The following is a 14176-nucleotide window of genomic DNA, read 5'->3' on the forward strand; positions in this document are numbered from 1 at the left end:
CCTCCAGCATGACACGCCCGCGCTCACGGCCACCGGGCCAACGCCCGCGGGCGGCCCCGCACCGCCGCGCGCCGGTCCCGCACCCCCCACCGGGTGACCCGCCACAACGCCTCCGCCACGATCAGCGGGCTCATCTTGCTGTCGCCGTGCTCCCGCTCGGCGAACGTGATCGGCACCTCGACGATGCGCACCCCGGCCCGGTGCGCCAGCCGCGACAGCTCCACCTGGAACGCGTACCCCTGCGAGCGCACCGAACCCAGGTCGATGGCGTCCAGCGCCGCCGACCGGTACACCCGGTAACCGCCGGTGGCGTCGCTGACCGGCATGCCCAACGCGACCCGCGCGTACAGGTTGCCCACCCGCGACAGCAGCAGCCGCCGCCACGGCCAGTTCAGCACCCGCGCGCCGCGCGCCCACCGGGAGCCGATCACCACGTCGGCGTCGCGGGCGGCGTGCAGCAGCGCCGGCAGGTCCTCCGGGGCGTGCGAGCCGTCGGCGTCCATCTCCACCACCGCGTCGTAGCCGCGCTCGCGCGCCCACGCGAACCCGGCCAGGTAGGCCGCGCCGAGGCCGTCCTTGCCGGGCCGGTGCAGCACGTGCACCTGCCCGTCGCCGCCGGCCAGCGCGTCGGCGATGCCGCCGGTGCCGTCGGGGCTGTTGTCGTCGGCGACGAGCACGTCCACCGCGGGCGCCGCCGCGCGGACCCGGGCGACGATGCGGCGCACGTTGTCCGCCTCGTTGTAGGTGGGAATGACCACGAGGACCCGTCCCACCCCGGGATGGCCGGCTGCCGCACCCACCGTCGCACCGCCTTCCGTCGCCTCAGCCGGGCGTGGCCTCCCGGCGGCGGCGCGCCACGGCCGCGCCGGCCAGGGCCGCGACCGCGACGGCCGCCAGGGCCACCTCCGGCCACATCCCGACCGTGGTGGCCGGGGTACGCCCGTCCCCGAGCCGCATCTGCCGCACCACCACCTCGGCGGTGTTGAACCCGGTGGCACCGTCTACCCGCCCGTCGGGGGTAACGAACCCGGACACCCCGACCGTGGACGACATCAACGCGGCACGGCCGTGCTCGACGGCGCGCAGCCGCACCATCGCCAACTGCTGGCGGGCCTCGGCCACGTCGAACGTGGCGTTGTTGGTCTGCACCACCAGCAGTTGCGCGCCGCCGGTGACGGTGTCGCGCACGATGCCGTCGTAGGCGACCTCGAAGCAGATCACGTCGCCGAGGGTGGCCGCGCCGGCGTCCAGCACGCCGGGGCGCTGCCCGGGGACGAAGTCGGAGCGGACCCGGTCGACCTCGGCGCTGACCCTACGGGCGACAGAACGCAGCGGCACGTACTCGGCGAACGGCACCGGGTGCCGCTTGGTGTAGACCTGACCCAGGTCGGCGCCGCTGCCCGGGCGCCACAGCAGCCCGGCGTTGCGGACCTCCCCCGGCCCGGGGCCGAGCAGCACCGCGCCAACCAGGATCGGCGCGCCGATCGCGTCGGCGGCCTGGGAGATGCGGTACCCGGCGGCGGGGTTGCGCAACGGGTCGATGTCGCTGGAGTTCTCCGGCCACACCACCAGGTCGGGGCGCTGCTGCGCGCCCGCGGCGACCCGCTCGGCGAGTTTCAGGGTGGCGTCGACGTGGTTGTTGAGCACCGCCTGCCGCTGGGCGTTGAAGTCCAGGCCCAGGCGGGGCACGTTGCCCTGCACGATCGCCACGGTGACGGTGTCGCCCGCGCCGCGTACCCCCGCCGGGACGGCCGGTCCGGCGGCGAGCAGCAGCGCCCCGGCGGCGGCCAGCCCGGCGATGGGCCGCCACTGCCCGGCCGGGCGCCGCCAGTCCCGCCAGGCGAGGGTCAGCAGGATCCCCCCGGCGAGCGCGACGGCGAACGTGACCAGCGGGGCGCCGCCGAGCGCGGCCAGGCGCAGCAGCGGCGAGGTGTCCTGGCTGAACGCCAGCCGCCCCCACGGGAACCCGCCGAACGGGGTGCGGTCGCGCAACGCCTCCTGCCCCACCCACAGCACACCGGTCAGCGGCGCCCACAGCACCCGCCACCGGTCGGCCAGCGGCGACACCCAGGCGGTGGCGGCGCCCAGCAGCGCCAGGTAGCCGGCCTGCAGCAGCGACAGCAACGCCCACGGCAGCCAGCCGGTGTGCAGGTTCGTCCACTCCAGCAGCGGCGCGAACAGCGCCACCCCGGCCAGGAACCCCAGCCCGGCCCCGGCGCGCAACCGCCGCCGGTGCGCCGCGGCGGCCAGCAACGCCACCCCGACCGGCGCGAGCGGCCACAGCCCGTACGGGGGGAACGCCGCCAGCAGCGCCAACCCGGCTACCACGGCGGCGGGCACGGCCAGCGTCAACGGCAGCGGCCGGCGCGCGCCGGGGTGCGGGCGTGCCCCGTCGGTGGCACGCGGCTGGTCCTGCTCGAGCGTCGTCACCGGCACCTCACCACGATCACGGGGCGAAGGCTACCCGGCGCGGACGGCTGGCGGCCCGTGGGCGGCCCGGTGACGGAAATCGGGGCGCGGCCGAAGCCGCACCCCGATGCTCCCAGGCCCTCCCCGGCCGGTGGGGCGAGAGTGATCGGCGCCGACCTTCGGACCGACCGGACGTGGACTGGCTGCCCCCGCCTGGCCGTTGTCTACTGGCCGTTCCTCACACCCTGCCCGTACACCGGTAACCGCGACCGGTTCGCGCCGCCCCGCCGACCCCCGCCCGCTGGACCTGGCCGCCGCAACCTTCCGGTCGCTCGGCCAGCGGACGAGAGGACGAAGCGAACAACAGCCGCTTCCCGTGGTAGGACTCAAAGACGGTACGGCGTGCACCCCCGCCGCTGTCAACCCACCCGGGCCTGTCGTGTGTTGCGCCACGGCGTGTCGCGTCGGCGCGTCTCGATGGGTGGACGCCCGCCTCAGCCGCCGAGGTGCCGGCGCAGCACCGCCGCCGCCGCGCCCGGATGCTCGGCGGCGAGCAGCCCGGCGGCGGCCAGCACGTAGTCCACGTCCACGACCGGGTGGGCGGCGCGCGGCAACGGCCACCCACCGGCGTGGTCGGTGAGCACCGCGTCGAGCACCACCCGCGCGTCGGCCGGGTCGCCGTGGCGCAACACCCCACCGGAGCCCACCAGCAGCCGCACCTCCCGCAGGTCCCGCCCGGCGCGTTCCCCGGTGGCCGCGCCCCGGGCGTGCCGGCGCACCGCCACCGTCGCGGCCAACGCCGCGATCCGCCCGTCCACCGCCCGGTCGGCGTCGGAGACCGGCAGGAACCCCGGATCGGCGGCCCGGACCGCCGCCGCGGCCGCCAGGGCATCCTGCTCCCCCGCCGCCAGCAGCCGCTCCTCCGCCGCCGCGCGCACCACACCCGGCGCGGACCACCGCATCCCCAGGTCCCCCTCCACGGTGCGGGCCCGCCACAGCGTGCCGGTGACCTCCCGGCCCGGCCCGTCGGCCCGCTCGTCCGGGGTGAGCACCGAATACACGTCGGTGGTCGCCCCACCCACGTCCACCACCGCCAGGTCACCGCCGACGGTGTCGGCGAGGACCTCCACGCCGGTGAGCACCGCGTCCGGGGTGGCGGCGCGCACCAGCCGCGCGAACCGCGACCCCCGCGACAGCTTCTTGCCGCCGATGACGTGCCGCAGGAACACCTCCCGGATCGCCGCGCGCGCCGGCGCCGGCGCCAGCACCCCGATGCGCGGCAGCACGTTGTCCGCCACGGTCACCGGCACCTTCGCCTCGGCGAGCAGCGCGTGCAGCCCGGCGCGGGCGTCGACGTTGCCGGCCAGCACCACCGGCACCCGCCAGCGGGCCTTCGCCAGCCGGGTCGCGTTGTGCGTCAACGTGTCCGCGTCGCCGCCGTCGGTGCCGCCGACCAGCAGCACCACGTCCGGGCGGGCCGCCCGCAACGCCGCCAGCTCCGCCGCGCCGAGCCGCCCGGCGGCCACGTGCACCACGTTCGCCCCCGCCGACAGGCCCACCCGCCGGCCCGCCTGCGCGGTCACCAGGGGCTCGTAGCCGACCACCGCCAGGCGCAGCCCCCCGCCGGCCGACGAACACACGTACCACGGCACGTCACCGACCCCGGCCGCCGCGGTGGCCGCGCCGACCGCGGCGTCCAGGCCGTGCAGCACGTCCGAACCCACCGTGGTCGGCGCCGACGCCGCGCCGACCAGCCGCCCGCCGTCGAGGTCGACCACCGCCGCCTTCGTGTACGTCGACCCGACGTCCGCGCAGACCGCGACGCTCACGCTGTGCTCTCTTTCGTTCGCGACTGCGGGGCTCGCAGGACCGGCTCGCTCCTCGCGCTCACGCGGAAGCGGGCACGACCACGGTGCCGGTCGCCGTCACCGCCACGATCGGCGGGTCCAGCACCTCGGCCGCCGAGTCGCCCTTGTCGGGGCGGCCCCGGCACACCACCGCGCAGCTCAACTCCAGCGTCCGGCTGCGCGAACCCACCCGCACGACCCGCGCGGTCACCTCCACCACGTCACCGGCGCGCACCGGCGCGACGAACCGCACGTCCGCGTAGCCGGCGAACAGGCCCTCGTCGCCGTCGGTGCGGATGCACACCTCGGTGGCCACGTCACCGAACAACCCCAACGCGTACGCCCCGTCGACCAGGTTCCCCGCGTAGTGCGCGTGCGCGTACGGCACGTACCGGCGGTGCGTCACGGTCAACCCCAGCCGGGGATCCTGCTCGCTCAACTGCTCGCCCTCCTGGAAGTGATCAACGCGTGCACGAGGTAGCTGGCCACCTCGCCCGGGGTGGTGCCGCGACCGAAGATCCGGTCCACGCCCAACTCCCCGGTCATCGTCTCGTCGAAGCGCGGCCCACCCACGATCAGCAGCGGCCGCTTCCCCGCCGGCATCGCCTCCCGGAACGCCGCCGACATCTCCCGCGTGTTGTGCAGATGCGCGTCGCGCTGCGTCACCACCTGCGACACCAGCACCGCGTCGGCCTTCTCCTGCCGGGCCGCCTCGACCAGCTCCGGCACGCTCACCTGCGCGCCCAGGTTGCTGACCTTCAACTCCCGGTAGTACTCCAGGCCCTTCTCCCCGGCGATGCCCTTGACGTTGAGGATCGCGTCGATGCCCACGGTGTGCGCGTCGGTGCCGATGCACGCCCCCACCACCGACAGCTTGCGGCGCATCCGCTGCTTCACCACCGCGTTGACCTCCTTGGCCGACAGCAGCGGGAAGTCCCGCTCCACCACCTGCACCTTGTCCAGGTCCACCAGGTGGTTCACCCGCCCGTACACCACGAAGAAGGTGAACCCGTCGCCGATCGGCTTGGCGTGCACCAGCATCGCCGGGTCCATGCCCATCTTGTTGGCCAACTGCACCGCCGCGCCCTCGGCCCGCTTGTCGTGCGGCACCGGCAACGTGAACGACACCTGCACCATGCCGTCGCCCGTGGTGTCCCCGTACGGCCGCACGACCGTCTTCCCGCGCTCGCTCATGAGGGCTGCTGCTCCAGGATCTCCGTCGCCGGGTTGAAGTAGTCGTCGGCGTGCCGCGCCACCCCGTCGAGACCCTTGCCCCGGTCCGCCGGCCGCTTCATGATCCCGAACGTGCCCTCGGCGATCGCCGTCAACAACGACTGCTCCCCGATCCGCTCCAGCAACTCCACCGCCTCACCGAGCACCCGGTGCGCCCGCTGCTGGATGAACCCGCCCGGCGCCGGCACGAAGTCCTCGTGCAACCCGCCCGCCGCGCCCAACACGTACCGCACGTTCTGCAACGCGATGTCCCGGTCCGACAACCACGGCGTCACCACCGCCTCGGTCATCATCCCCACCAGCAGGATGCCCTGCCCCGTCATGGTCCCGACCAGGTTGAAGAACCCGTCGAGCAGATTGCCCCGGAACACGTCCCCGGTCATGTGCTTCGTCGGCGGCATCCACTTCAACGGCGCGTCCGGGAACAACTCCCGCGCCAGCAACGCGTGCGCCAACTCCAACCGGAACGACTCCGGCACATCCGGGTTGATCTCAAACGCGTGCCCCAGCCCCAACAGCGGATCGGTCAACCCCGCCTCGTGCGCGAAGAACTCGTTCAACAACTGCGACACCGTCACCGTGTGCGCCTCGTCCACCGCGTCCGCGGTGGTCAGGTAGTTGTCCTCACCGGTGTTGATGATGATCCCCGCCCGCGCGTGCACCTGCCGCGAGAACCGCTGGTCCACGAACGTGCGGATCGGGTTGATGTCCCGGAACAGGATCCCGTACATCGAGTCGTTGAGCATCATGTCCAGCCGCTCCAGGCCGGCCAGCGTCGCCATCTCCGGCATGCACAGACCCGACGCGTAGTTCGTCAGCCGCACGTACCGGCCCAACTCCTTCGACGAGGAGTCCAGCGCCGCCCGCATCAACCGGAAGTTCTCCTGCGTCGCGTACGTGCCGGCGAAACCCTCCCGGGTCGCCCCCTCCGGCACGTAGTCCAGCAACGACTGCCCCGTCGACCGGATCACCGCGATCACGTCCGCGCCGGCCCGCGCCGCCGCCTGCGCCTGCGGGATGTCCTCGTAGATGTCCCCGGTCGCCACGATCAGATAGATCCACGGCCGCTGCTTCGGATCCCCGTACCGCTTCACCAGCCGCTCGCGCTCCACCCGCCGCCGGTCGACCTGCCGGATCCCCGCCGCCACCGCCCGCCGCGCCGCCCGCCGCGCCGCCGTCGCCGCCTTTCCCGACGGCACCGCGAACCGCACCGACCCGGCCGCCGCCTTCTGCGCCAGCAACGTCACGTCCGCGATGCCCTCCCGCGCCAACGCGTCGAACACCGGCACCGACACCCCGTGCCCCAACCCCACGTCGGCGACCACCGCGTCGACCAGCCGGTTCACCCACGGAATCCCGTCCGGATCCGCGCCGGACACCCCGGCCAGCCGCAGCACCGCCCGCTCCACCGACACCGTCGTGTGGCTACGCGCCAGATCCACCACCGGCTGCCCGGCCCGGCGCGCCAACTCCCGCGCCCGCGCCACCAGCGCCGGATCCAACCCAAGCTTGCCTGTCACGAAGTCCCTTCCCGCTGATAGATCACGTCACCGCGCAACACCGTGGCCCGGCACACCGGAAGCGGAGTCGGATCGTCCGCCCCCCGCACCTCCGGATCCTCGGCCTGAAGCACCGGCAGACCCCGCTCCACCCCCGCCGGGGAGTCCCACACCGCGAACGTCGCCGGCGCACCCAACGCCAGGACCCCCTCGTTGTCCAGATGCACCGCCCGCCAACCACCGCGCGTGTGCGCCGCGAACGCCGCCCGCACACTCATCCGCTGCGACGGGTTGTGATGCGCCGCCGCCGCCCGCACCGAACCCCACGGGTCCAACGGCGTCACCGGCGAATCCGACCCGAACGCCAACGCCACCCCCACCCCGTGCATCGCACCCATCGGATTCGACTCCAACGACCGCGCCAACCCCAACCGCGACTCGTACATCCGCCCCGAACCACCCCACAACCGGTCGAACGCCGGCTGCATCGACGCCACGATCCCGAACTCCACGAACCCCGCGATCAACCGCTTGCTCATGATCTCCGCGTGCTCCACCCGGTGCCGCGCCGCCCGCAACCGCTCCGTACCCAGCTTCTCCGCCGCCTCCGCGAACCCCGCCAACACCGTCCCGATCGCCGCGTCACCGATCGCGTGGAACCCGCCCTGCATCCCGTGCGCCGCACAGTCCAACAGATGATCACGCACCTGCTCCGCCGACACGTACCCGTGCCCGCACGCCCCCGGCTCCCCGTCCAGGTACGCCCCCGACACGTGCGCCGTCCGCGACCCCAACGCCCCGTCCGCGAACAGGTCACCACCGGCGCCCACCGCGCCCAGGTCCCGGGCCCGCGCCGCACCCAGCAGCTCACCCCAGTACCCGTACACCTCCGGCAGCCCGTCCCCCGACACCGCCAACAGACCGGCGAAGTCCTCCTCGTCGGAAATGTCCGGACCACCGCACTCGTGCACCGCCGCGATCCCCAACGACGCCGCATGCCCCAACGCCCGACGCTGCGCCGCCACCCGCTGCGCCCGCGTCACCGACGCGAACGCCGCCGCCCGCACCACGTGATGCGCATCCCGACGCAACCACCCCGACCCGTCGAACCCCGCCGCACCCGCCGCCTCCGGACACGCCGCCAACAACGACGCCGACACCAACGCCGAATGGATCGACGCCTGCGACAGATACACCCGGCGACCACCCGCCGCCCGATCCACCGCCGCCGCGTCCGGCAACACCGCATCCGCCCACGACGACTCGTCCCACCCGTGCCCCAACACCACCGCGTCGCCCGGCAACCCGCCCGCGAACGCCGCCACCGCCGCCAGCAGCTCCCCACCCGAACGCACCACCGACAGATCCAGCCCCGACAACGCCAGACCGGTGTCCGTCGCGTGCACGTGCGCGTCCACGAACGCCGGCGTCACCAGCGCGCCGCCCACCTCCACCACCCGGTCGGCCGCCGGCGCGTCCGCGTCCGCACCCAACCAGGCGATCCGCCCGTCCCGCACCAACAGCGCCGTCGCGCTCGGCTCGGCCGGACAGTGCAGCACTCCACCGCGATACAACGTCGAGGGGTTCGTCATGACCTCAGTCTGCCGCCAGCCGCGCCTCGAACAGGCCGCGCACCCCCGGCTCGGAGCGCAACAACTCCAACGCCAGCTCCGCGTGCCCCGGCACGAACCCGTTCCCCACCAGCATCGTCACGTCCGCCGCCAGGCCCTCCGCACCCAACGCCGCCGCCGCGAAACTCGTCGCCATCGAGAAGAAGATCACCGTACCGCCGTCCGCCGTGGCCAGCACCGCACCGTGTTCACACCCCGGCACGTCCACGCACACCACCGTCACGTCCGCCGGCGTACCCAACGCCGTGGTCACCGCCGTGGACAACCCCACCGGATCCCGCGCGTCCGCGAGGGCCACCGCGTCGGCCAACCCGGCCGCCACCAGCGCGTCACGCTCCGCCGCCACCGGCACCACCCCGACCGCACGAGCCGCGCCCGCCCGCCGCGCCGCCGCGAGGGACAGCGACCCGCTCTTGCCGGCCCCGCCGATCACCGCCACCGACACCGGACGCGCATCACCCTCGCGGCCCCGCCGCGCCACCTGCTCGGCCACCACCCGCGCGGTCAACGCCGGCGCCCCGCACACGTCCAGCACGGCGAGCGACAGCTCCGGGTGCAGGTCCGCCGGCAGCACCGCGGCGATCGACCGGGCGAACAGGATCGCGTACCCGTCGCACGGCACCTGCTCGCTGCGCCCGTCCCAGCGGGCCAGCCCGTCGAGGACGGTCAGCGGCGTCAGCGTCAACGACACCAGCGTGGCCACCCGGTCCCCCGGGCGCAGCCCCAGCGGGGAGCGCCGCCCCGCCTCCTCCACCGTGCCGATCAGCATGCCGCCGGAACCGGTCACCGGGTTCTGCATCTTGCCCCGGGTCGAGATGATGTCCAGCACCTCGGCGCGGACCCTCTCGCCGTCGCCGCCGTGCTTCTCCGCCAACTGCCGGAAACTCGCCGCGTCCAGGTTCAGCCGCTCCACCCGGATCCGCACCTCGTTCGCCGCGATCCGCGGGTCGGCGTCCAGGCGCCAGGCCGCCTGCGGCAGCACCCCCGCCGGTTCCACGACTCGGTGCAGACCCACCGGTGACGTCACGCCCGACCCCCTATGTCCAGCCGCCCGAACCCCTGGCCAGGGTTCGCGTCGCGGGAAAACTTACGGCAGACTAATTTCTTCACCGCAGATTTTCCAGTAGCCTTCGCAAGGTTGATCAACCCGCACCACGACGAGGAGGGGCCGTGACCCAGACCCAACCGGTGGAGACCATCCCGACGCCCCGCTCCACGCCGGTCGCCGCTCCCACCGCCGGACAGCCCTACGAATACCGACGCGCCCCCCTGGTCGAACCCGACTGGACCCGCTTCCCCGGCTGGCGCCACGTCACCCGGGAACAGTGGGAGAGCGCACAGTGGCAGCGCGTCAACTGCGTCAAGAACATCAAGCAGCTCCGCACGGTCCTCGGTGACCTCGTCGACGAGACCTTCTACGCCGACCTCGAGGCCGACCAGAAGGCCCTGGCCACCATGTCCATGCTGGTGCCGCCCCAGATGATCAACACGATGGTGCCGTTCGCGCCGATGACCACCGAGGCGCTGCTCGCCGACCCGGTCCGCCGCTACATGATCCCGGTCGCCTCCGACCGGCGCACCGACTGGCCGTCCCACCCCTACGCCAGCCGCGACAGCCTCCACGAACACGACATGTGGGTCGCCGAGGGCCTCACCCACCGCTACCCCACCAAGGTTCTCGCCGAGCTGCTCTCCACCTGCCCGCAGTACTGCGGCCACTGCACCCGGATGGACCTCGTCGGCAACTCCACCCCCGCCGTCGACAAGCTCAAGCTCACCCTCAAGCCGGTCGACCGCTACGACGCCCACATCGCCTACCTCAAGGCCCACCCCGGGGTCCGCGACGTGGTCGTCTCCGGCGGCGACGTGGCCAACGTGCCGTGGAAGAACCTCGAGTCGTACCTCATGCGGCTGCTCGAGATCGGGACCATCCGCGACATCCGGCTCGCCACCAAGGCCCTCATGGGCCTGCCCCAGCACTGGCTGCAGCCCGACGTGGTCGAGGGCCTGGAGCGGGTCGCCCGCACCGCCGCCCGCCGCGGTGTCAACCTGGCCATCCACACCCACGTCAACCACGCCCAGTCGCTGACCCCGCTGGTCGCCAAGGCCGCCCAGACCGCCCTCGACGTCGGCGTCCGCGACGTGCGCAACCAGGGCGTGCTCATGCGCGGCGTCAACGCCACCAGCGCCGACCTGCTCGACCTCTGCTTCGCGCTCCAGGGCGAGGCGGGCATCCTGCCGTACTACTTCTACATGTGCGACTTGATCCCCAACGCCGAGCACTGGCGGGTCCCGGTCTGGCACGCCCAGCAGCTCCAGCACGACATCATGGGCTACCTGCCCGGCTACGCCACCCCGCGCATCGTCTGCGACGTCCCGTTCGTCGGCAAGCGCTGGGTGCACATGCTCACCGACTACGACCGTGAGCGCGGCATCTCCTACTGGACCAAGAACTACCGCACCTCGATCGAGTCGGCCGACCTGGAGGCGCTCAACAAGCGCTACGCCTACTACGACCCGATCGACACCCTGCCGGAGGCCGGTCAGGCCTGGTGGCGCGCCCACCGCGACGACTGACCCGCACCCCCAGGGACACCGCGAAGGCGGGCCACCGGTACTCCGGTGGCCCGCCTTCGTTCGTGGTCACTTCTCGAACGCGTCCTTGACGTCGCGGCCGGCCTGCTTGACGTTCTCCCCGGCCTGCCTGGCGCGCGCCGTGCTCTGCTCGCCGGCGCCCTCGGCCCGCAACCGCTCGTTGTCGGTCATGTCGCCGATGCGCTCCTTGGCCATGCCGCTCATCTCCTGGGCCTTGTTCTTCGCCTTGTCGGTGAAGCTCATGTCGCCCTCCTCGTCGGGTCGCGGCTTGCCCGGCTTGCGTCCCCGGTGCCGGGCTCGGGAAACGTCGTCGGCCGGCGCACATCGCGTAAGGCATCCTAGGACAATAGGTCAGAACGGCTTCCGGTGCCGGCACGGCAGGCGTGGTTGACTGGGCCGGTGAACGAGATCCTGCTGATCCGGCACGGCGAGACCGCGTGGAGCGCCAGCCACCGGCACACCTCGTACACCGATCTGGAGCTGACCGCCGACGGCGAGCGGCAGGCCCGCGCGCTCGCTCCCCTGCTCGCCGGCCGGCGCTTCGTGCGGGTGCTGTCCAGCCCTCGGCAACGCGCCACCCGCACCGCGCACCTCGCCGGGCTGACCGTCGACGCCACCGACCCCGACCTGGCCGAGTGGAACTACGGCGAGTACGAGGGACGCACCACCGCGGCCATCACCGAGGAACGGCCGGACTGGACGATCTGGGCCGACGGCGGACCCGGCGGCGAGTCACCGGACGAGGTGGCCGCCCGCCTGGACCGCGTCCTGGCCCGGGTCGCCCCGCTGCTGGAGCGCGGCAGCGTCGCCCTGGTCGGGCACGGGCACAGCCTGCGGGTGCTCGGGGCGCGCTGGATCGGGCTGCCGCCGTCGGCCGGCGGGCTGCTGCGGCTGGACACCGCGACGCTGAGCGTGCTCGGTCACGAGCACGGCCGCCCGGTCATCCAGCGGTGGAACCTGCCGGCTCCGACGCCGAACGCGACCGCGGCCGACCGGGCAGCTCGGCACTGATCTTCGGCGGCCGGTTCTCGTAGGGCGTGGAGAGCACCACCGTGGTGCGGGTGGTGACGTTCGCGGAGGTGCGGATCTCCTGCAGCAGCCGCTCCAGGTCGGCCGGGCCGGCGACCCGCACGAGCAGGAGGTAGAAGTCCTCCCCCGCGACCGAGTAGCACGAGTCGATCTCGGGCAGGTGGGCCAGCCGCTCCGGCGCGTCGTCGGGCTGCGACGGGTCGAACGGCCGGATCGCCACGAACGCGGTCAGCGGCAGCTCCAGCGCCTCGAACGACACGCGGGCCGAATAGCCCCTGATCACGCCGCGCTGCTCCAGCCGGCGGACCCGCTGGTGCACGGCGGACACCGACAGCCCCACCCGCTCGGCCAGGTCCGTGTACGACAGCCGACCGTCGCCGGTCAGCGCGGCGACGATGGCGCGGTCGATGTCCTCCACGCGGTGCAACCTACCGGAGATAGCGCTCCCAGGGCGTACCCGCCCCGCCGTCGTGACGCTCAGCGGGCCGTCCGGTCGCGGACCGCGTCGGCGGCGTAGTTGAGCACCTCCGCCATGTCCTCCTCGTCGAGGAACGGCAGGTCGGTGAGGATGTCCGTGACGGACATGCCCTCGGCCATCATGGCCAGCAGCGTGGCCACGGGGATGCGCGACTGCCGCACGCAGGGCGCGCCGCCCATGACGTCGGGGTCGACGGTGATCCGGGGGAAGGTCACCGCGACAGGTTAGCCCTTGGCCAGGGCGCGGGAGATGACCAGTCGCTGGATCTGGTTGGTGCCCTCGACGATCTGCAGCACCTTCGCCTCGCGCATGTACCGCTCGACCGGGTGGTCGGCGACGTAGCCGGCGCCGCCGAGCACCTGCACCGCGTCGGTGGTCACCCGCATCGCCAGGTCGGTGGCGAACAGCTTCGCCTTCGCCGCCTCGATCGAGTACGGCCGGCCGGCGTCGCGCAGCCGCGCGGCGGCCAGCATCAGCGCGCGGGCCGCGGAGATCCCGGTGGCGTGGTCGGCCAGGTTGAACCCGAGCCCCTGGAAGTCGATGATCGCCCGGCCGAACTGCCGGCGCTCGCGAGCGTAGCCGACCGCGTAGTCGAGCGCCGCCTGCGCCAGCCCCACCGCGCAGGCGGCGATGCCGAGGCGGCCGGAGTCCAGCGCGGACATGGCGATGGTGAAGCCGGCGCCCTCGCCGCCGACCAGCCGCTCGGCGGGCACCCGGGCGTCGTCGAAGGCGACCTGCGCCACCGGCGAGGCGTGCAGGCCCATGGTGCGCTCGGCCGCCTGCGGGTGGATGCCCGGCGTGCCCCGGTCGGCCAGCAGGCAGGAGATGCCCCTCGGGCCGGGCCCGCCGGTGCGGCAGAAGATGTTGTAGAAGTCGGCGACCCGGGCGTGGGTGATCCACGCCTTGGTCCCGGTCACCACGTAGTCGTCGCCGTCGCGCACCGCCCGGGTGGTCAGCGACGCCGCGTCCGAGCCACCCTGCGGCTCGGAGAGGCAGTACGCCCCGAGCAGCTCCCCGCCGATCATGTCGGGCAGCAGCTTGCGCTGCTCGTCGGTGCCGAACTGCGCGAGGGGGTAGCAGGACAGCGTGTGCACGCTGACCGCCTCGGCCACGGCCAGCCACCGGCTGGCGAGGATCTCCAGCACCTGCAGGTACACCTCGTACGGCTGGGCGGCGCCGCCGTGCTCCTCGGCGTACGGCAGGCCGAGCAGGCCGGCCCGGCCGAGGGTGCGCAGCACGTCGCGGGGGAACTCGGCGCGTTCCTCGAAGCCGGCGGCCCGCGGGGCCAGCTCCCGGTCGGCGAGCTCGGTGGCGAGGTCCAGCAGGTCGTGGGCCTCGTCGGTGGGGAGGATCCGGTCGACGTCCATAGCGCGATGAGCTCCGTGGGGTGGGTGAGCCGGGGCGGCGTCCGGGTACGGACCCCTGCAAGCTTAACGGTCGTTTGGGCCTCGGCGG

14 protein-coding genes are annotated in these 14176 nt (G+C 73.6%); 2 read left to right on the forward strand and 12 right to left on the reverse strand.

Going from position 1 to position 14176, the window contains the following annotated elements; translation table 11 throughout:
* Positions 1-23 precede the first annotated feature (23 nt).
* The 8 genes from H1D33_RS09920 to kdd form a co-directional block, all read right to left on the reverse strand.
* Positions 24-800, reverse strand: coding sequence for a polyprenol monophosphomannose synthase (locus tag H1D33_RS09920; protein ID WP_181568346.1), 777 nt, complete (start codon positions 798-800; stop codon positions 24-26).
* 22 nt (positions 801-822) lie between these two features.
* On the reverse strand, positions 823-2430 hold the full coding sequence (gene lnt / locus H1D33_RS09925; RefSeq protein ID WP_181568345.1) for an apolipoprotein N-acyltransferase: 1608 nt from the start codon (positions 2428-2430) through the stop codon (positions 823-825).
* A gap of 473 nt (positions 2431-2903) precedes the next feature.
* The gene (locus tag H1D33_RS09930) at positions 2904-4238 is read right to left on the reverse strand and encodes a glutamate mutase L (protein WP_181568344.1); all 1335 of its coding nucleotides are present in this window, start codon (positions 4236-4238) and stop codon (positions 2904-2906) included.
* Positions 4239-4296: 58 nt separating this feature from the next.
* On the reverse strand, positions 4297-4695 hold the full coding sequence (gene kal, locus H1D33_RS09935; RefSeq protein ID WP_181568343.1) for a 3-aminobutyryl-CoA ammonia lyase: 399 nt from the start codon (positions 4693-4695) through the stop codon (positions 4297-4299).
* Complete coding sequence (gene kamE, locus H1D33_RS09940; protein ID WP_181568342.1) at positions 4692-5450, reverse strand: lysine 5,6-aminomutase subunit beta; 759 nt, start codon at positions 5448-5450, stop codon at positions 4692-4694. The genes kal and kamE overlap by 4 nt, the downstream gene beginning before the upstream one ends.
* Positions 5447-7009, reverse strand: a complete 1563-nt coding sequence (gene kamD / locus H1D33_RS09945; protein ID WP_181568341.1) for a lysine 5,6-aminomutase subunit alpha — start codon at positions 7007-7009, stop codon at positions 5447-5449. The genes kamE and kamD overlap by 4 nt, the downstream gene beginning before the upstream one ends.
* A complete protein-coding gene (locus H1D33_RS09950) occupies positions 7006-8580 on the reverse strand; it encodes an amidohydrolase (protein WP_181568340.1) in 1575 nt (524 codons plus the stop codon). The genes kamD and H1D33_RS09950 overlap by 4 nt, the downstream gene beginning before the upstream one ends.
* A 4-nt stretch (positions 8581-8584) precedes the next feature.
* Positions 8585-9646, reverse strand: coding sequence for an L-erythro-3,5-diaminohexanoate dehydrogenase (gene kdd / locus H1D33_RS09955; RefSeq protein WP_479686832.1), 1062 nt, complete (start codon positions 9644-9646; stop codon positions 8585-8587).
* A 143-nt stretch (positions 9647-9789) separates the two neighbouring features.
* Between kdd and H1D33_RS09960 the strand changes: the two genes are divergently transcribed.
* Positions 9790-11196 (forward strand): KamA family radical SAM protein, encoded by a 1407-nt coding sequence (locus H1D33_RS09960; protein WP_181568339.1) that lies wholly within the window; start codon positions 9790-9792, stop codon positions 11194-11196.
* A gap of 66 nt (positions 11197-11262) precedes the next feature.
* Here H1D33_RS09960 and H1D33_RS09965 read toward each other — a convergent pair whose 3' ends face one another.
* Positions 11263-11457: a CsbD family protein gene (locus tag H1D33_RS09965; RefSeq protein WP_181568338.1), complete on the reverse strand. Its 195-nt coding sequence runs from the start codon at positions 11455-11457 to the stop codon at positions 11263-11265.
* A gap of 156 nt (positions 11458-11613) precedes the next feature.
* Here H1D33_RS09965 and H1D33_RS09970 point away from each other — a divergent pair, with 156 nt between their 5' ends.
* Entirely contained in the window at positions 11614-12225 is a 612-nt protein-coding gene (locus tag H1D33_RS09970) for a histidine phosphatase family protein (protein ID WP_181568337.1), read from the forward strand.
* On the opposite strand, the gene H1D33_RS09975 is transcribed toward H1D33_RS09970, so the two are convergent.
* From H1D33_RS09975 to H1D33_RS09985, 3 genes are read right to left on the reverse strand one after another with little or no spacing between them, the layout of a single operon-like run.
* Positions 12155-12661: an Lrp/AsnC family transcriptional regulator gene (locus tag H1D33_RS09975; RefSeq protein WP_181568336.1), complete on the reverse strand. Its 507-nt coding sequence runs from the start codon at positions 12659-12661 to the stop codon at positions 12155-12157. The genes H1D33_RS09970 and H1D33_RS09975 overlap by 71 nt on opposite strands.
* Before the next feature lie 59 nt (positions 12662-12720).
* A complete protein-coding gene (locus H1D33_RS09980) occupies positions 12721-12936 on the reverse strand; it encodes a DUF433 domain-containing protein (RefSeq protein ID WP_013286269.1) in 216 nt (71 codons plus the stop codon).
* A gap of 9 nt (positions 12937-12945) precedes the next feature.
* The gene (locus H1D33_RS09985; protein WP_181568335.1) at positions 12946-14088 is read right to left on the reverse strand and encodes an acyl-CoA dehydrogenase family protein; all 1143 of its coding nucleotides are present in this window, start codon (positions 14086-14088) and stop codon (positions 12946-12948) included.
* Positions 14089-14176 lie beyond the last annotated feature (88 nt).

Source organism: Micromonospora ferruginea (genome assembly GCF_013694245.2).
GTDB classification, from domain to species: Bacteria; Actinomycetota; Actinomycetes; order Mycobacteriales; family Micromonosporaceae; genus Micromonospora; species Micromonospora robiginosa.